Source organism: Rhizobium sp. R339 (assembly GCF_002211395.1).
Classification (GTDB): domain Bacteria; phylum Pseudomonadota; class Alphaproteobacteria; order Rhizobiales; family Rhizobiaceae; genus Rhizobium.
In genome coordinates, this window is the sequence record NZ_LOKV01000007.1 from 130,382 (window position 1) to 145,728 (window position 15,347).

Below are 15,347 nucleotides of genomic sequence, written 5' to 3' on the forward strand. Positions count from 1 at the left end.
GAACTCATCCGAATTTTGCGAACTCTGCGCTGCAGTTGAACAGTTCTTCGATTTGACCGGGCGCTAAGATGCCTTCCTCTTCCACCACCTGCCGCAGCCCCCGCTTCTCTGCCAGCGCTTTCATGGAAAGATGCGCGGCCTTACTGTACCCGATAAGCATTGCCAAGGGGGTTGCGAGAACGAGAGATTGGTCGAGGAGCTCCTTGCACCGGTCGACATTGACCTCAATCCCGTCGATGCATCGCTGCTTAAAAATTTCCATCCCCCGCGTCAACATCCGCATGGACTGAAGGATGTTGAGAATGATCACTGGCTCCATCGCATTGAGCTGCAACTGCCCCGCGCTTGCCGCCAGCGTGACGGTGAGATCGTTTCCGATAACCTGAAATCCGATCTGGTTCATCATTTCCGGAATAACGGCATTGACTTTACCGGGCATAATTGAGGATCCGGCTTGCACGGGCGGAAGCCGGATTTCACCCAGACCGCCCCTCGGTCCGCTGCTCAAGAGCCGCAGATCGTTGCAGATTTTTGTTAGCTTCACGGCAATTCGCTTGAGAACGCCAGAGAAGGTAACGAATCCGCCAGTGTCGGACGTCGCCTCAATAAAATTTCGAGCGGGAATTAGCTGGATGCCGGAAATGCGAGTGAGATGAACGCATGCCGCCGCGGGGAAGCCGCGGGGGACGTTAATTGAGGTTCCGATTGCCGAACCGCCGAGATTAACCTCCCTCAACAATCTGCAGGCGGCCTGCAACTGGTTGATATCTTCATCGATCAGTTCGCCGAACGCATCAAATTCCTGTCCGGCCGTCATCGGCACCGCATCCTGCAATTGAGTGCGGCCGACCTTCAATGCGCTCGCATACTCGAGCGCCTTGGCACGGAAAGCATCGCGCAGGCCTACCTTGGACGTTATAAGCCCTTCGCAAGCGCGAAGAATCGTCAGGCGCAGAGCGGTCGGATAGACATCGTTTGTCGATTGGGAAAGATTCACGTCATCATTTGGATGAAGTTTGTCGTAGTCGCCGATATTCGCCCCAAGCTTCAGAAGCGCCAAGTTGGCCACAACCTCGTTCAGGTTCATATTGGTGGACGTGCCCGCGCCACCCTGCATCATATCGACGGGGAAGTTCTCATCAACGCAATTCAACTCGATGAGATCATCGCAAGCCTCGCAGATCGCCGACACCTTTTCCGTCGGAAGAAGCCCGAGGTCGGCGTTCGCGCACGCGGCCGCTTTCTTGACCATCGCCATAGATTGAATGAGTTCGGGAAAATCGTTCAGGCGAAGTCCTGAAACGTCGAAATTGAGCTCCGCTCGCCGCGTGTGGATACCGTAGAGTACGTCGCCAGGGATAGAAAGGCGGCCGATCAAATCGGCCTCTACGCGTTCAATTCCCATTCTCCGCTCCCCTAATCCAGAATTCCGGCGTGGCGCATCGCATGAGTGATTGCCTTTTTAACCTGCGGACTCACCTCAACGAGAGGAAGGCGCAGGTCTCCGCGAATCCTCAAGAGTTGCGACAGCGCGAATTTCACGCCAGCCGGACTGGTCTCGAGAAACAGCGCGTGGTGGAGGGGCATCAGCCGGTCTTGAAGGGCCAGCGCCGTCTTGAAGTCGCCTTTCAGGCACGCACGCTGGAAGTCTGCACACAGCCGGGGAGCAACGTTCGCGGTCACTGAGATGCAGCCGTGGCCGCCATGGGCCATGTAACCAAGCGCCGTGCCGTCTTCGCCGGTGAGAAGATTGAACTCATTGCCGCAGGTCATACGCTCCAGAGACGGTCGCAAGAGATTACCTGTCGCGTCCTTGACACCCTTGACGTTCGGACAATCCCTGAAAATACGGGCAAGCGTTTCGACTTGAATATCGATCACGCTCCGACCGGGGATATTGTAGACAATGATCGGAACCCTGGCTTCGGCGTCGATGGCCTTGAAGTGCTGATAGACCCCCTCTTGGGTGGGTTTATTGTAGTAGGGCGCGACGATCAGCAAGCCGTCCGCGCCGGCCTCCTGTGCATGCCGCACGAAGCTGATTGCTTCCTCCGTGCTGTTGGAGCCGGCGCCGGCTATGACCGGAATGCGACCGTTCGCTGCCGCGATCGCGAGTTCCACGACGCGCTTGTGTTCGGCATGACTGAGGGTCGGGCTTTCCCCCGTTGTTCCGCAGGGGACAAGCCCGGACGTGCCTTCGGCGATCTGCCATTCAATGAGGCTGCGAAGCGTAACCTCATCCACTTTCCCATCGGCAAATGGGGTAACAAGGGCAGTGATGGATCCTTTGAACATCTTGGCTTCCAAAAACGACGATAGGTTCAAATTGCCGCCGGCTTCGCCGATCAGTGTTGCAGTGAGGTGATGCAGACGACCTTTGGCTGGGTCATGTCTTCGTAAGAAAACCGAACGCCTTCGCGTCCCATGCTGCCATATTTGAACCCTCCAAACGGCATTGCGTCGAAACGATAGTCGGACGACTGGTTGATCATGATACCGCCGGCATCAATCCGCTTGGCGGCATCGAGGGCGTTGGCAAGATCGTTGGTAAAGATCCCGGCATGGAGGCTGTATTCGGGCTCGTTCGCTCGCTGTATTGCCTCGTCGAGCTCATCGAACGGTTGCAGTATGACGACCGGAGCGAAGACTTCGTCGTTCAAGACGTCGCACGTCGCCGGCACGTTCTCCAGGACGGTTGGGGGATAGAGAGTGCCGACCGGCTTGTGACCGCAAAGCAGCGTCGCGCCGGCAGCGATTGCTCGATCGACCATAGCGGCGGCACGGTTCACCGCGCTTACGGAGATCATCGGGCCCATATCAGTCTCACAGTTCATCGGATCGCCGGTCTTCATCCGGGCGGTCCGAGCCACGAACTCGGTCTTGAAGCGCGCATAGACCGAGCGCTGTACCAGAATCCGCTGTGTTCCGATGCAGTTTTGGCCGGCTGCCCAGAAGGCACCTGACACGCAATCCTCCACGGCAGCGTCAACATCGCTGTTTTCCATCACGATAACAGGGGCATTGCCGCCGAGGTCCATCGCGAGCTTCTTGATGCCAGCGGCTTTTGCGATAGCCTCGCCGGTGACAAAACCGCCCGTGAAGGAGATCATGCGAACGTCTCTCGCCGAAACGAGCGCCTTGCCGAGTTCGGCGCCGCCGACCGCGACCGTGATGACCTCGTCCGGCAAACCGCTTTCGATCAACACCTCCACCAGCTTGATGGCGGAGAGCGGCGCAAGCTCCGACGGCTTCAGCAGTACTGCATTGGCGCCGGCGAAGGCGGGGCCAAGCTTGTGCGCCACGAGATTGAGCGGATCATTGTAAGGCGTGATCGCCGTGATGATGCCGAGTGGCTCGCGGGTATACCAGCCTTGACGAGATTCCGAGCCGGGATAAGCATCGAAGGGAATAACCTCTCCAGCATTCCGCTTGGCCTCTTCCGCGGAGAGTTTCAGGGTGTTGACACAACGTGTCGCCTCCTTGCGGGCCTGAGCGATTGTCTTCCCCGCCTCTCGTACGATCAGGAGCGCGAACTCCTCCTTGCGTTCTTCGATAGTGGCTGCGGCCCTTTCGAGAATCGCAGAGCGGTGGTGGCGGGGGAGCGACCGGGCAATCTGCGCGCCGCGCCTGGCGCGTTCGAGCAACAGCTGGACATCGTCGGCACTGGTCTCCTTAACGGCTCCGACAACGCTGCCGTCAAAGGGACTATTGACAATGATCTCGTTGGAAGGGGTGGGTTTCGAGGCCAGACCGGGCATTACGCAGCCTCCTTCGCGAATTCGGGCGGGTGGGCGGTGTGTATCGCCACGATGTCGGACAGCAGAGCGTAGGCGGTTTCCATCCGTCCGGCACCTGGGCCAGTGACAGTGACGGAGCCGAGCAGTTCAGTGTTCAGTGAAACTGCATTGGTCGCGCCGTTGACGCCGGCGAGCGGGTGCCCAAGCGGAAGCTGTTGAGGTGCAACGCTGCCGCTTATCGTCCCGTCGGCGTTGCGAACTGCCGATCCGATCAATTTCCAACGGCTCTCGGTCCTGGCCGCTGCTTGAATATCGGTAGGAGAAAGCTTTGAAATGCCAATGCAGGAGACATCCGCGGGCTTTAGGTTTGCTCCCAGCAGCTCGTTTGCCAGGATCACGACCTTGAGGCGCACGTCGAAACCCTCGACGTCGGCGGTCGGATCGGCTTCGGCATAGCCGAGCGTCTGTGCCTCTGCGACAGCGCTGGCGAAGTCGAGACCCTTCTCCATGCGGCCGAGGACAAAGTTCGAGGTACCGTTGAGGATCCCTTCGAACCCTTTCACTTCTGCGCCAGCAAGGGTCTTTTTTGCCATGCGTATGACAGGCGTCCCGCTCATGACCGCGCCCTCATACTCGAAATGGACGCCATTAGCCTTGGCAAGAGCCTTTAGTTCCTGAGCGGCGATTGCAACAGGCCCCTTGTTTGTGGTGACGACGTGCTTGCCGGACTTAAGGGCCCAGCGGCAATGCGAAATAGCGGGCTCGCCGTCCTTCGGGTTCGTAAATGTCGCTTCGACGACGATGTCGGCCGGCGCCGTCGTGATGATCGCTTCATTGTCCGCTTCGGCTTTGCCGCCGGAGAGCCCGCCGAACCCGCCCTTCGCAAAATTGGCATCCACGAGCGTCTTGGCGTCCAGCCCGTTCGGCGAAATGACGGAACCGAGATGGAGATCACTGACGGCAACGATGTTAAGGCGAAAACCAAGATCCCGCTCCCACAGCGGGTTCTTCGTCGCGATGAGTTCCGCCAAAGCGCGGTTGACGCCACCAAATCCTACTAGTGCGATATTGTAGATCTTCATGCGGTTCCTCCGGTGAAGCGATTTATGTGCGCATCATCGGATACAGATCGGTCAGTTTGAACGGCACAAACAGACCAATCCACCTTGCATTTTGCTCATGACGCTGACGGCTTGCCGCCTGCCTTCAATCCGCCCGCAGCGCTCAAACGATAATGGTCCGGCTCCGGGGACATTCCACGGTGCAATCCGTTAAAGTATCAATCGTCTTTCCGCGAAAACTCGGTCCAAGGCCGTGGCTATCTCAGGAGAAGTGATCAAAGTCGATCGGAACTGAAAAGCCTGTCTTGACGCGGTCCATGACCACCATTGTCTTGAAGCCCTTGATATCGGGATTTTCATAGAAGAACTTGCGGGTAAAGACCTCGTAGTCCTCCATGCTCTCGGCAGTGACAATCAGGACGAAATCCGCATCGCCTGTTACATAGTAGCCGTTCATCACTTCCGGCGTCTGCCGTATCGATTGCTTGAATCGGTCAACGATGTCGGCTCTTTCGCGCTCGAGCGTGACCAGTACAAGCATTGCGATCGGCCGGCCGACCGATTTGGGCTTCACAACCGCAATCTCAGCCTCAATCACGCCCGCCTCACGAAGCCGTTTGAGGCGGCGCTGCACCGCAGTGGCCGAAAGACCGACCATCGCACCGAGTTCCTCGCTGCTGTGTCTGTTATGGACCTGCACGAGACTGAGAAGACGAGCATCTAGCCGATCGAGCTGCATGGGAAACTCCGCAGGATTTCATCGTTTAGCGGACCAAAAAAGCAGGAATTCCTCGTCCAAGCAACTCTTACGCCGGAATTCATCGTCTCAATACTTCTACGCTTGATGGACAAGACAGAGGCGGCAGCAATGTGCAGCCCGAGATGACCTCGCTGCATGAGGAACCGAGAAATGACCAATATTGCTGAAATTGCTGACATGGACCGCAGGACCGTCCTGCATCCGTTCACTTACCTTAAGAATTACGCCGCCGGGGAGACCGATCCCACCATCGTCGAGACTGGAAAAGGCGTTCGTATCCGCGATGCATCCGGCCGAGAATATCTGGACGGCTTTGCGGGCCTCTATTGCGTGAATGTCGGCTATGGCCGCACCGAAGTCGCCGAAGCGATCGCTCGGCAGGCTTACAAGCTTGCCTATTACCACTCTTACGCAGCACACACGACTGAGGAGCTCGCACGACTTTCGGATCGCCTGGTGCGAATGGCCCCAGGCAAAATGTCGAAGGTCTTTTACGGACTGTCCGGTTCCGACGCGAATGAGACGCAAGCGAAGATCGTCTGGTATTACAACAATCTGCGCGGGAAAGCGCAAAAGAAGAAGATCATCTCGCGTGAGCGCGGCTATCATGGATGTTCTGTAGTTTCCGGCTCCATGACAGGCTTGAGCTTTTACCACGAACATATGGATCTGCCGGTTTCGGGGATTCTGCGCACCGGCGTCCCGCATTTCTATCGCGGTGCGATGCCTGGCGAGACCGAAGAAGCCTTTTCACAGCGCCGCGCTGATGAATTGGAAGCGCTTATTCTCGCCGAAGGGCCGGACACTGTCGGCGCCTTGATAGCGGAGCCGGTCCTTGGAACGGGAGGCATTACACCGCCGCCGGCAGGATACTGGCCGAAGATCCAAGCCGTGCTGAAGAAGTACGACGTGCTGCTGATTGCCGACGAGGTGGTCTGCGGGTTTGGCCGCACCGGTGCCATGTTCGGTTCGGACCTCTACGGTATGGATCCCGATCTGATCACCGTCGCCAAGGGCTTGACGTCAGCCTATGTGCCGCTGTCGGCGGCCATCGTTTCGCACAAAGTCTACGAGGTCATGGAGGAGGCAACGCCGCGTGTGGGCTCGTTCTCACATGGCTACACCTACTCCGGTCATCCGATCGGCGCCGCGGCCGCGAACGCAGTTCTTGATATCGTCGAGCGCGAAAACCTGGCCGGCCAGTCCGCGACGAAAGGCGCTTATCTTATGCAACGGCTGAAGGCGGAGTTCGAGCAAAATCCGATCGTCGGGGAGGTTCGTGGTGTCGGCATGCTTGCAGCCATCGAGTTCGTTTCCGATCGCGGTAGCCGGGCTTCGTTCGATCCCGGCCTGAAGGTCGGCGCGCGCATCTCCCAAGCCGCGCGAAATCGCAACCTCATTGCCCGCGCGATGCCGCATGGGGACATTCTGGGCTTTGCACCGCCACTTGTGATGACGGAAGCCGAAATCGACGAAATGGTAGCGATCGCAAGGGCTGCCGTTGACGAGGTGTTGCGGGAGCTGGACTCTCAAGGACTGGTGGCGGGATAACGAATGGGCGACTGTTTGAGGCTTTGCGCATGAACGCGGTTCTAAAGGTTCGAGAACTCACCAAGACGTTTGGATCGACGAAGGTCCTCGATGGTATCAGCTTCGACATGAGCGAAGGTGAGGTCATTTCCCTGATCGGGTCGTCCGGATGTGGAAAAAGCACCGCCCTTCGCTGCATCAACTTTCTGGAGACGCCGACATCAGGTCGGATCGAATGCATGGGTCAGTCGGTCTGCGTTGTCAATGACGAGCGCGGCGGGAGCCAGATTGTCAACGCTCGCGATATCAGGAACCTTCGCAGGCAGATCGGCATGGTGTTCCAGAACTTCAATCTCTGGCCTCACCTGGACGTCCTGTCCAACGTGACCGAGGCACTCGTTTGGGTGCTGAAACTCGCGAAGAAAGACGCTGAAGAGGTCGCGCTCTCGGCCTTGTCGAAAGTCGGCATGGCGAGTTTCCGCGATCGCTACCCGCAACAGCTTTCGGGCGGGCAGCAACAACGCGTCGCGATCGCCCGTGTTCTGGCGATGAGACCAAAACTGATGCTGTGCGATGAGCCGACATCTGCACTGGACCCCGAGCTCGTGGGTGAAGTGCTGAAAGTCATAAGGGCGCTGGCGGAGTCGGGGGCTACGATCCTCCTCGTCACGCATGAAATGCGGTTCGCACGCGATGTGTCGAACCGGATGATATTCCTGCAAAACGGCCGCCTTGAGCAGGATGACGAGCCGAAGGAACTGTTTCGAAATCCCGCAACGGAAGGGGTGAAGCGTTTTCTATCGACAGTGATGGCGGCCAACGCTTGAAAGCGCGCTACAACGAAAACCAAAAGGGGTAACAATCATGATCAACAGCAATCTCGCCAAGTCAGCATTGGCAACCAGCCTTCTCGTCTGCGCACTGGCGACGGGCGCGTCGGCAAAGGACGGCGTTCTGCGCATCGGGACGGAGGGCGATGCGCCGAAGTTCAGCATGGCCGATCCGAGCGGCAACGTAACCGGATTCGACGCCGATATCGCCAACGGCCTCTGCGCCGAGCTGAAACTGAAGTGTGAATTCGTCGTACAGACATTCAGCTCGCTGGTGCCCTCCATGGATAAAGATCGCTTTGACGTCATCATTTCCGGCCTCGGTATCACCGCCGAACGTCAGAAGAAGATCGACTACTCCATCCCCTATGCGACAACGCCGCTCTACTTCGCTGTTGCCAAGGACTCTCCGCTTGCAGGTCTCAAGAGCCTCGCCGAAATCGAGAAGGCCCTAGAGGGCAAGAGTGTCGGCGTCGTCACCGGGACGACCTACGCCAGGTTCATGGAGAAGCGGATGCACGGCGCCGATCTCAAGACATACGACGCCGTCACTCAGCTGACAGCCGATCTCGCGAGCGGCCGCATCGACGTCGCCTTCGCGGATTCGCCGACATGGATGGATTTTCTCGCAACGCCTGACGGCGCCAACTTCACCAGGATCGACCTGAAGATCATGGCCATGGATGACCCAGACGTTCTTGGCCATGGCATGGGAGTCGGCATGCGCAAGGGCAATACCGAACTCAAGACGAAGGTCGATGCCGCCCTGTGCAAGATGATCAACGATGGCAAGGTCAAGGACGCCTCGATGCATTGGTTCCAGGACGACTACACTATTCCCTGCAAGAAGTGATCGTTTTGAACATGAAGCCTGCCTTGGCACAGCCCAAGGCAGGTTACGGGGATTGTGTCCATGTTGGGTGATCTTTGGGTGTTGATGGTGGAGCAAAGTTGGGCGCTGGCTCTGCTGAAAGGAAGTGTCGTCACGATCGTCATCGGTTTGATCGGAATGGCACTCGGTTTTCTCGTTGCAACCCCCTTGGCCATCATGCGCTGGCGGAAGGTCGTGGTCGTCTCGCAACTTGTCGACGGGTACAGCATTCTCGTTCGTGGCGTTCCGGGCTTGTTGGTCATCTATCTCCTGTTTTTTGGGTCGATCGAGTGGGTGAAGGCGATTACGGCTGCGTTCGGCTATCAGGACTCGGCTGACAACGCATATCCCTACATCGTCGGGGTAATCGCGATTGCCGTCATCTCGTGCGCCTATTCGATCGAAGTCATCCGAGGTGCGCTTCAGGCGGTGCCTTACGGTCTCCTGGAAGCCGCTCAGTCGCTCGCCTTGCCAAGAGGAGTAACGTTTATGCGCATCACGTTTCCACTGGCACTGCGGCTGGCGCTTGGCGGGATCAACAACGTCTGGCAGATGACGATCAAGGATACGTCGCTCGTGTCGGTCGTCGGCTTACAGGAATTGATGAGGACGGCTGCCATCGGTGCAGGAATCACACGATCTCCGCTGCTCTTCTACTGTATCGCTGCGACGCTCTTCTTCTGCATGACCGCAGTCAGTCAAACCGCGTTTTCCAGCGCAGAACGTGCGCTCGACCGCGGCTTCCGAGGACGCTGATATGGATCTCGGGATAATTGCATATGCCGTTCCGTTCCTTGTCATAGGTGCCAAGACGACGTTGCTGATCGCCTTATTCGGCGTCGGTATCGGGCTTCCCTTTGGAGTCGCCGTCGGGCTCGCGCGCTGCTCGAGAAGCCGGGTAGTGCGCCGCGTATGCGACGCCTACTGCGCGATCTTCCGCGGCACGCCTATGCTGGTGCAGGTCTTCGTCATCTATTACGGCTTGGCCCAGGTGAGTTTTATTCGTCAGAACCCCATTCTATGGTGGATGATCGGAGACGGACTGAACGCTGCAATCCTTGCCGTGGTGCTCAACACCGGTGCCTACACGGCGGAGATTTTCCGCACGGCTTTCCTCTCCCTGCCGAAAGGACTTATCGAAGCGGCAGAAGCCTGTGGCATGCACCCGTGGCACGTCTTCAAGAGGGTGAAGTTTCCGCTTGCCGTGCGCCAGGCGCTTCCGGCTTATAGCAGCGAGGCGGCGATCATCGTGAAGGAATCCAGCCTCGCCTCAACGATTACCGTTCTGGAAATTACCGGATATGCGAAGCGGCTCATGAGCGAGACGTTCGCGATCATGGACATCTTCATCGTCACCGCAGCGTTCTATCTCACCATAAACGTCGTCGTCTTGACGGGTTTGAAACTCGTCGAACGACGCCTGTCGTTCGCCCGATAAACAGATTCAAGAAAGGTCTTCCAATGTCCAAACTCACTTTCGTCGATTACAACAACCTGCCTGAACCGCGTAAAGGCCAGCCCGCGCCTGAAAGGTTGGTCGAGGGAAATCCGCAGTTCCTCTCCTTCGACATCGCGCAGACCGCCGACGGCGTCGTTCGCTCTGGCGTCTGGGAAGCGACGCCCGGCGCCTACCGCTCGATCAAGGGCGAAACTTTCGAATTCTGTGTCATTCTGTCGGGTGTGTCCGAACTGATCGAGGATGGCTGTGAGCCGCGACGCATCGTTGCCGGCGACGCCTTCGCCATGCATCCGGGTTTCGTCGGAACCTGGAGGGTGATCGAAACGACGCGAAAGCTTTGGGTCTGCCGAGACTAAGCCAATAATCGATTGAATCATCTTTCCGGAACTTAAGCTCTCATGGCCCAGGCTCAAGCGCATCCCATTAAACCCACGCCCTACTGGTGGGAGGACAGCAGATTTCCTTCGCTGGCAGCGCGGAATGTCGAGAAGACATGCGACGTGGCAATCGTTGGGGGAGGGTACACGGGTTTGTCGGCGGCCTTCGAACTTGCCCGTGCCGGCAAGCATGTCCAGCTGTTCGACCGTCAGGCTCTTGGCCTTGCGGCATCGGGCCGCAATGGGGGCATGGCCAGCGGAAGCATCCGTCCAGGGCGGAAGGATTTGGTCAGGCGATTTGGGCAGGAGAGGGCGCAAGCCATTCTCCTGGAAGGTAAGGCGGCGCGAGAGGATCTCTGGCGCTTCCTCAGAGACGAGAATATCGAATGTGACTTCTCACTGTCTGGCGCCTTCAGCGGGGCCATGACGGCTGATCAAGCCGACGAACTCCGTCGTCAGGCAGACTTTCTGCATCAGAATCTCGGCATCGAGGCATATCCGGTGGAAAGGGCCGATGTTCCGAAGTTCATCGGAACTGACCTTTATGTCGGAGGCCTTGTGCGCAAAGACATCGGTGGGCTGCAGCCGGCCAAGCTTCTTGCGGCCATGATCGATCTGGCAGGTTCATCGACGGCGGTCATACATGAAAATACCGCAGTCCTTGGATCGACTAGCGAGGCCGGAGGCGTGCGAATTCAAACGCAGCGCGGAGAGGTTTTCGCCAGAAAGCTTCTTGTCTGCACTGATGGCTACACCGACGGTTTCGACCCGTGGCTCCGTCGCCGGCTTGTTCCTGTTCGCAGCAGGATAATTGCGACTGAGCCGCTCGACAGGGAGGTATTGGATCGGCTGATGCCGCCACGCATGATGTATGGCGACCTGCGTAAGCTTAGCTACTATTATCGGCCGTCGCATGATGGATCTCGGATCTTGTTCGGCGGGCGCGACGGGACGACTGAAGGGGACTCCGCTGCTCCGATTGCACATCTGCAAAGCGAACTTGCCCGGCTCTTTCCCGAACTCGCAGGAATATGTCTTACGCACAGCTGGTCCGGCTATGTCGCCATGAACCGCGACATGATCCCGCGCATGTTCTCCCGCGGAAATACCGTCTATGCGACCGGCTATTGCGGCTCCGGTGTGGTGTGGGCCAGATGGCTGGGCAAAAAAGCGGCCTTCAAGATCCTCGGCGACGGGGAACAATCGCGGTCTGCGTTCGATTTCGATGCCGCTCCGAGGGCCGTCCCATTCTACAACGGCAAACCCTGGTTCATTCCTATCGTTTATTCGATGTATGCGCGGCACGACAGGAAGATGCTCCTCAGACGCCGGAAGGGTTGAGGTTCAGGTGCCATACTCGTTTCTGCAAGTCCGCCACGGCGCCGAAAAAAACTTGTGCCGTCCGCTTGCAATCAAGCCCCTGCGTTGGCGCTACGCGAAGCAGACAACAACTGGCAAAGGCCGGAGCCAAGGTGAACAGACATGATGAGTCTGGAAACGATTGAGCAGGCGCGCGAGCGCATCAGCAAGCACATCCGGATCACGCCTGTGGTCATGTCGGCGACACTGTCCGAACTGGCCGGGACGCAGTTCGGCCTGAAGCTGGAGCATCGCCAATTGACCGGAAGCTTCAAGCTTCGTGGAGCAACCAATGCAATTTTGCAGCTCACCCAATCCGAGCGAGATAGAGGCGTTGTTGCTGCTTCCACGGGCAATCACGGACGCGCGCTGGCCTATGCCGCCGACGCGATTGGCTCCCGAGCGACCATTTGCATGTCGCACCTCGTGCCGGAAAACAAGGTGTCCGAAATCCGCCGGCTCGGCGCTCGCGTACGGATCGTCGGGTCATCCCAAGATGAAGCGCAGGTCGAGGTTGATCGTCTCGTTGCGGAGGAGGGCCTCACAATGATCCCGCCCTTTGATCACCCCTGGATCATCGCCGGCCAGGGCACCATCGGACTTGAAATCGTCGAGGCGATGCCTGACGTCGCCGCGGTGCTCGTTCCCCTGTCCGGCGGGGGTTTGGCAGCTGGTGTCGCGTCGGCGGTCAAGGCGGTGCGCCCGGATGCCAAGGTAATCGGTATAACTATGGAAAGGGGAGCGGCGATGAAGGCTAGCATGGACGCGGGGCACCCGGTCCAAGTCGAAGAACATCGAAGTTTCGCCGACTCGCTCGGCGGCGGCGTCGGTTTGGCCAATGCCTGGACGTACCCGATGTGCAAAACCCTTCTCGACGACGTGGTGCTCGTCAGCGAGCGCGAGATAGCCGCCGGCATACGTCACGCCTATGCGTGTGAGCGTGAGATAATCGAGGGTGCTGGGGCAGTCGGCATTGCTGCTCTGCTCTCAGGTAAACTGGCGCAGGTTGAAGGCCCGATCGTTGCCATTCTTTCAGGCGGTAACATTGACATGGCCTTGCACATGAAGGTGGCCAACGGCCTTGACACAATTGATGAGGGACGCTGATGCCAAAAATAAGGATTTTGACCGAGTCAGAGCTTCGAACCATCGTTCCGCTCGACATGGATGCGGTGAATTGCGTGGAAAACGCTTTCCGCGCATTGGCCGTGGAAAACGCGGTTCAGATGCCGCCGATTTTGCGCCTCGACGTGCCCGACAGCAGAGGCGAAGTCGATGTGAAGACCGCTTATATTCATGGTTTGAGCAGCTTTGCCATCAAAGTCAGCCCTGGTTTCTTTGATAATCCGAAGATCGGGCTTCCCAGCACCAACGGTCTGATGGTCTTGCTGTCGAGCAAAACGGGCTTGGTGCAGGCGCTCTTGCTAGATAATGGCTACCTCACCGACGTTCGCACAGCGGCCGCTGGCGCTGTCGCGGCGAACCATCTGGCACCGAAAGACGCGTCGATTGCAACGGTCTTCGGGGCGGGCGTTCAGGCCAGGCTGCAACTCGAGGCCCTCATGCTGGTGAGACCTATTCGAGAGATCCGCGTTTGGGCGCGTGATTATCGACGGGCGCAAGCGCTTGTCGGGCAGCTCAGAGGCAGACAAGATCTGTCCATTTCCGCATTTGAGGATCCGCGAAGCGCGATCGCCGGGTCACAGATCGTCGTCACGACGACACCTGCCGACCGACCGATTGTCGATGCCTCGTGGCTCGAACCCGGACAGCACCTGACCGCCATGGGTTCGGACGCAGAACATAAGAACGAGATTGATCCGCTCGCTATCAAAGCGGCAGATGTTTACGTGGCTGACAGCCTCAAACAGACGCGAAGACTGGGTGAATTGCGCCATGCCATCGACGCAGGTCTCGTCGCGAGTGACGCTGATTTTCCGGAACTGGGTCAGGTCGTAGCGGGTGCCAGACCGGGCCGCAGAAGTGCCTCGGACATCACCATAGCCGATCTTACGGGCACTGGTGTTCAGGATACCGCTATTGCCACGCTGGCGTTTGCGCGCGCCGAAGAACGACGTGCCGGCACGTTCTTTGAAAGTTGACAGTCGTCGGCTCTTTGCCGCCGACCTCATGACGCAGCATGAAAATCTTCTTGGATGGTGGCGAGAAGCCAAGACGCGAATTGATCGATTCCAGCTGTCCTCCTCGCCAGTGCCGAACGAATAACGCCGTAATGTGAACCATCAGGGTGAAAGCCGAATGGTGCGGTCAGGCGGCCTTTGCGGATATCGTCAATGGCAATGATCTTTGGGCACATGGCCACACCAAGACCGCTGGCTGCGGCCTCCACCATCAGGAAATGATGGTCAAAAGAGCGCGTCGAGCGCGGCTTCGGCGCGTCCGGATGAGCGGTGGACCACTTCTGCCATCCATCCGGACGGGTCTTAGCAGCAAGCGCGACATAATCGCCGGCAGCAAACCGATCCGTCATGGCAGGATGCATGACAGGACCAACTTCCTCCTCGATCAACCGTTCGACCTGCCAATTCGCATCGATCGCGAAATCAAGCCTGCGGATCGCAAGGGTGATACGGTCGCGCGCAAAATCGAACCCGCCGCCACCGACAGAAAGATGAAAGTCAATTTCGGGATGGCGATCCTGAAATTCCGAGAGGCGCGGGATCAGCCATCGCATGGCGACGGATCGTTCGCATGAAACGACGATCGGTGGTGACAGATCGACTTTGCGGATATCCTCCAGCGCCGCCGAAACGAGGGACAAAGCGTCTGTTGTCGCCTTCGCGAGCCGTGAACCCTCCTCCGTCAGCCTTAAGCCACGCCCATCAACTTCCAGCAAACGAATGTCGAGGTGTTCGGAAAGTTTCGAAACGCGCCGGCTGACAGCACCATGCGTCAAATTTAGCTCAGCCGCCGCCGCACGCACGGAACCAAGCCGCGCAACGACTTCAAAGGCACGCAGGTCATCGAGGGATGGAATGTCCGACCGCTTCATTGGTGACAAACTATCACCGGTAGACTTGAAATCATATCAATTTCCATCTCAAAGTACGGCGGATCGGCCGAGGCGGCGCTCTCGTGAAGCGCTGCTCCTCGAATCTGCAGAATAGGACAGGACGGCACTGTTTCGGATGTTGTCTCCATCGAAGACGGCAGCCTCCTGTGAACTGAGACAACATATGTGACGTCACAGGGCGGCTGCCGCTTGCAGACACGCCGAGAAGATCGAGCCAAAGATCGGTGTTGGTGGTGGTCAAGGCAGCGAACGCCACATTGACATGGCACCATGACTCGACGCGGCTAGATCGCATGATTGGTGATCCCTTATCACCATAATCCGTCAGT

General features: G+C 58.1%; 15 protein-coding genes. 9 read left to right on the forward strand and 6 right to left on the reverse strand.

Annotation, left to right across the window (positions count from 1 at the left end; genetic code table 11):
- Positions 1–4 precede the first annotated feature (4 nt).
- From ATY76_RS11335 to ATY76_RS11355, 5 genes are all read right to left on the reverse strand, one after another.
- A complete protein-coding gene (locus ATY76_RS11335) occupies positions 5–1,405 on the reverse strand; it encodes an aspartate ammonia-lyase (RefSeq protein WP_088674857.1) in 1,401 nt (466 codons plus the stop codon).
- An 11-nt stretch (positions 1,406–1,416) separates the two neighbouring features.
- The gene (gene dapA / locus ATY76_RS11340) at positions 1,417–2,295 is read right to left on the reverse strand and encodes a 4-hydroxy-tetrahydrodipicolinate synthase (RefSeq protein ID WP_088674858.1); all 879 of its coding nucleotides are present in this window, start codon (positions 2,293–2,295) and stop codon (positions 1,417–1,419) included.
- Between the two features lie 50 nt (positions 2,296–2,345).
- Positions 2,346–3,758, reverse strand: coding sequence for an aldehyde dehydrogenase family protein (locus ATY76_RS11345; RefSeq protein WP_088674859.1), 1,413 nt, complete (start codon positions 3,756–3,758; stop codon positions 2,346–2,348).
- Positions 3,758–4,819: a homoserine dehydrogenase gene (locus ATY76_RS11350; RefSeq protein WP_088674860.1), complete on the reverse strand. Its 1,062-nt coding sequence runs from the start codon at positions 4,817–4,819 to the stop codon at positions 3,758–3,760. The genes ATY76_RS11345 and ATY76_RS11350 overlap by 1 nt, the downstream gene beginning before the upstream one ends.
- A 241-nt stretch (positions 4,820–5,060) precedes the next feature.
- The gene (locus tag ATY76_RS11355) at positions 5,061–5,537 is read right to left on the reverse strand and encodes an Lrp/AsnC family transcriptional regulator (RefSeq protein WP_008523489.1); all 477 of its coding nucleotides are present in this window, start codon (positions 5,535–5,537) and stop codon (positions 5,061–5,063) included.
- A gap of 171 nt (positions 5,538–5,708) precedes the next feature.
- Here ATY76_RS11355 and ATY76_RS11360 point away from each other — a divergent pair, with 171 nt between their 5' ends.
- The 9 genes from ATY76_RS11360 (at position 5,709) to ATY76_RS11400 (ending at position 14,086) form a co-directional block, all read left to right on the forward strand.
- Positions 5,709–7,109, forward strand: coding sequence for an aspartate aminotransferase family protein (locus ATY76_RS11360; RefSeq protein ID WP_088674861.1), 1,401 nt, complete (start codon positions 5,709–5,711; stop codon positions 7,107–7,109).
- 29 nt (positions 7,110–7,138) lie between these two features.
- Positions 7,139–7,915 carry an amino acid ABC transporter ATP-binding protein gene (locus ATY76_RS11365; protein ID WP_088674862.1) on the forward strand — a complete coding sequence of 259 codons (777 nt, stop codon included), beginning with the start codon at positions 7,139–7,141 and terminating at the stop codon, positions 7,913–7,915.
- Positions 7,916–7,952: 37 nt separating this feature from the next.
- Complete coding sequence (locus ATY76_RS11370; protein WP_088674863.1) at positions 7,953–8,771, forward strand: transporter substrate-binding domain-containing protein; 819 nt, start codon at positions 7,953–7,955, stop codon at positions 8,769–8,771.
- Between the two features lie 60 nt (positions 8,772–8,831).
- Positions 8,832–9,545 (forward strand): ABC transporter permease subunit, encoded by a 714-nt coding sequence (locus tag ATY76_RS11375; RefSeq protein WP_088674864.1) that lies wholly within the window; start codon positions 8,832–8,834, stop codon positions 9,543–9,545.
- A gap of 1 nt (position 9,546) precedes the next feature.
- Entirely contained in the window at positions 9,547–10,227 is a 681-nt protein-coding gene (locus ATY76_RS11380; protein WP_088674865.1) for an ABC transporter permease subunit, read from the forward strand.
- A gap of 23 nt (positions 10,228–10,250) precedes the next feature.
- Positions 10,251–10,604: a cupin domain-containing protein gene (locus tag ATY76_RS11385; RefSeq protein WP_088674866.1), complete on the forward strand. Its 354-nt coding sequence runs from the start codon at positions 10,251–10,253 to the stop codon at positions 10,602–10,604.
- A gap of 42 nt (positions 10,605–10,646) precedes the next feature.
- Positions 10,647–11,966 carry an FAD-binding oxidoreductase gene (locus tag ATY76_RS11390; protein ID WP_190233632.1) on the forward strand — a complete coding sequence of 440 codons (1,320 nt, stop codon included), beginning with the start codon at positions 10,647–10,649 and terminating at the stop codon, positions 11,964–11,966.
- A 141-nt stretch (positions 11,967–12,107) separates the two neighbouring features.
- Entirely contained in the window at positions 12,108–13,091 is a 984-nt protein-coding gene (gene eutB, locus ATY76_RS11395; RefSeq protein WP_088674867.1) for a hydroxyectoine utilization dehydratase EutB, read from the forward strand.
- Positions 13,091–14,086 (forward strand): cyclodeaminase, encoded by a 996-nt coding sequence (locus ATY76_RS11400; RefSeq protein WP_088674868.1) that lies wholly within the window; start codon positions 13,091–13,093, stop codon positions 14,084–14,086. Before eutB ends, ATY76_RS11400 begins: the two co-directional genes overlap by 1 nt.
- Positions 14,087–14,112: 26 nt before the next feature.
- Here the strand turns inward: ATY76_RS11400 and ATY76_RS11405 are convergent, their stop codons facing one another.
- Positions 14,113–14,997 carry a LysR substrate-binding domain-containing protein gene (locus ATY76_RS11405; RefSeq protein WP_190233633.1) on the reverse strand — a complete coding sequence of 295 codons (885 nt, stop codon included), beginning with the start codon at positions 14,995–14,997 and terminating at the stop codon, positions 14,113–14,115.
- Between the last annotated feature and the right edge of the window lie 350 nt (positions 14,998–15,347).

Excerpts from the sequence above, each read along its gene's own strand:
- ATY76_RS11380 (WP_088674865.1), top strand. The coding sequence starts at position 9,547 with ATGGATCTCGGGATAATTGCATATGCCGTTCCGTTCCTTGTCATAGGT.
- ATY76_RS11390 (WP_190233632.1), top strand. The coding sequence starts at position 10,647 with ATGGCCCAGGCTCAAGCGCATCCCATTAAACCCACGCCCTACTGGTGG.
- ATY76_RS11375 (WP_088674864.1), top strand. The coding sequence starts at position 8,832 with ATGTTGGGTGATCTTTGGGTGTTGATGGTGGAGCAAAGTTGGGCGCTG.
- ATY76_RS11335 (WP_088674857.1), bottom strand. The coding sequence starts at position 1,405 with ATGGGAATTGAACGCGTAGAGGCCGATTTGATCGGCCGCCTTTCTATC.
- ATY76_RS11370 (WP_088674863.1), top strand. The coding sequence starts at position 7,953 with ATGATCAACAGCAATCTCGCCAAGTCAGCATTGGCAACCAGCCTTCTC.
- ATY76_RS11405 (WP_190233633.1), bottom strand. The coding sequence starts at position 14,997 with ATGAAGCGGTCGGACATTCCATCCCTCGATGACCTGCGTGCCTTTGAA.
- ATY76_RS11365 (WP_088674862.1), top strand. The coding sequence starts at position 7,139 with ATGAACGCGGTTCTAAAGGTTCGAGAACTCACCAAGACGTTTGGATCG.
- ATY76_RS11400 (WP_088674868.1), top strand. The coding sequence starts at position 13,091 with ATGCCAAAAATAAGGATTTTGACCGAGTCAGAGCTTCGAACCATCGTT.
- ATY76_RS11355 (WP_008523489.1), bottom strand. The coding sequence starts at position 5,537 with ATGCAGCTCGATCGGCTAGATGCTCGTCTTCTCAGTCTCGTGCAGGTC.
- ATY76_RS11385 (WP_088674866.1), top strand. The coding sequence starts at position 10,251 with ATGTCCAAACTCACTTTCGTCGATTACAACAACCTGCCTGAACCGCGT.
- ATY76_RS11350 (WP_088674860.1), bottom strand. The coding sequence starts at position 4,819 with ATGAAGATCTACAATATCGCACTAGTAGGATTTGGTGGCGTCAACCGC.
- eutB (WP_088674867.1), top strand. The coding sequence starts at position 12,108 with ATGATGAGTCTGGAAACGATTGAGCAGGCGCGCGAGCGCATCAGCAAG.
- ATY76_RS11345 (WP_088674859.1), bottom strand. The coding sequence starts at position 3,758 with ATGCCCGGTCTGGCCTCGAAACCCACCCCTTCCAACGAGATCATTGTC.
- dapA (WP_088674858.1), bottom strand. The coding sequence starts at position 2,295 with ATGTTCAAAGGATCCATCACTGCCCTTGTTACCCCATTTGCCGATGGG.
- ATY76_RS11360 (WP_088674861.1), top strand. The coding sequence starts at position 5,709 with ATGACCAATATTGCTGAAATTGCTGACATGGACCGCAGGACCGTCCTG.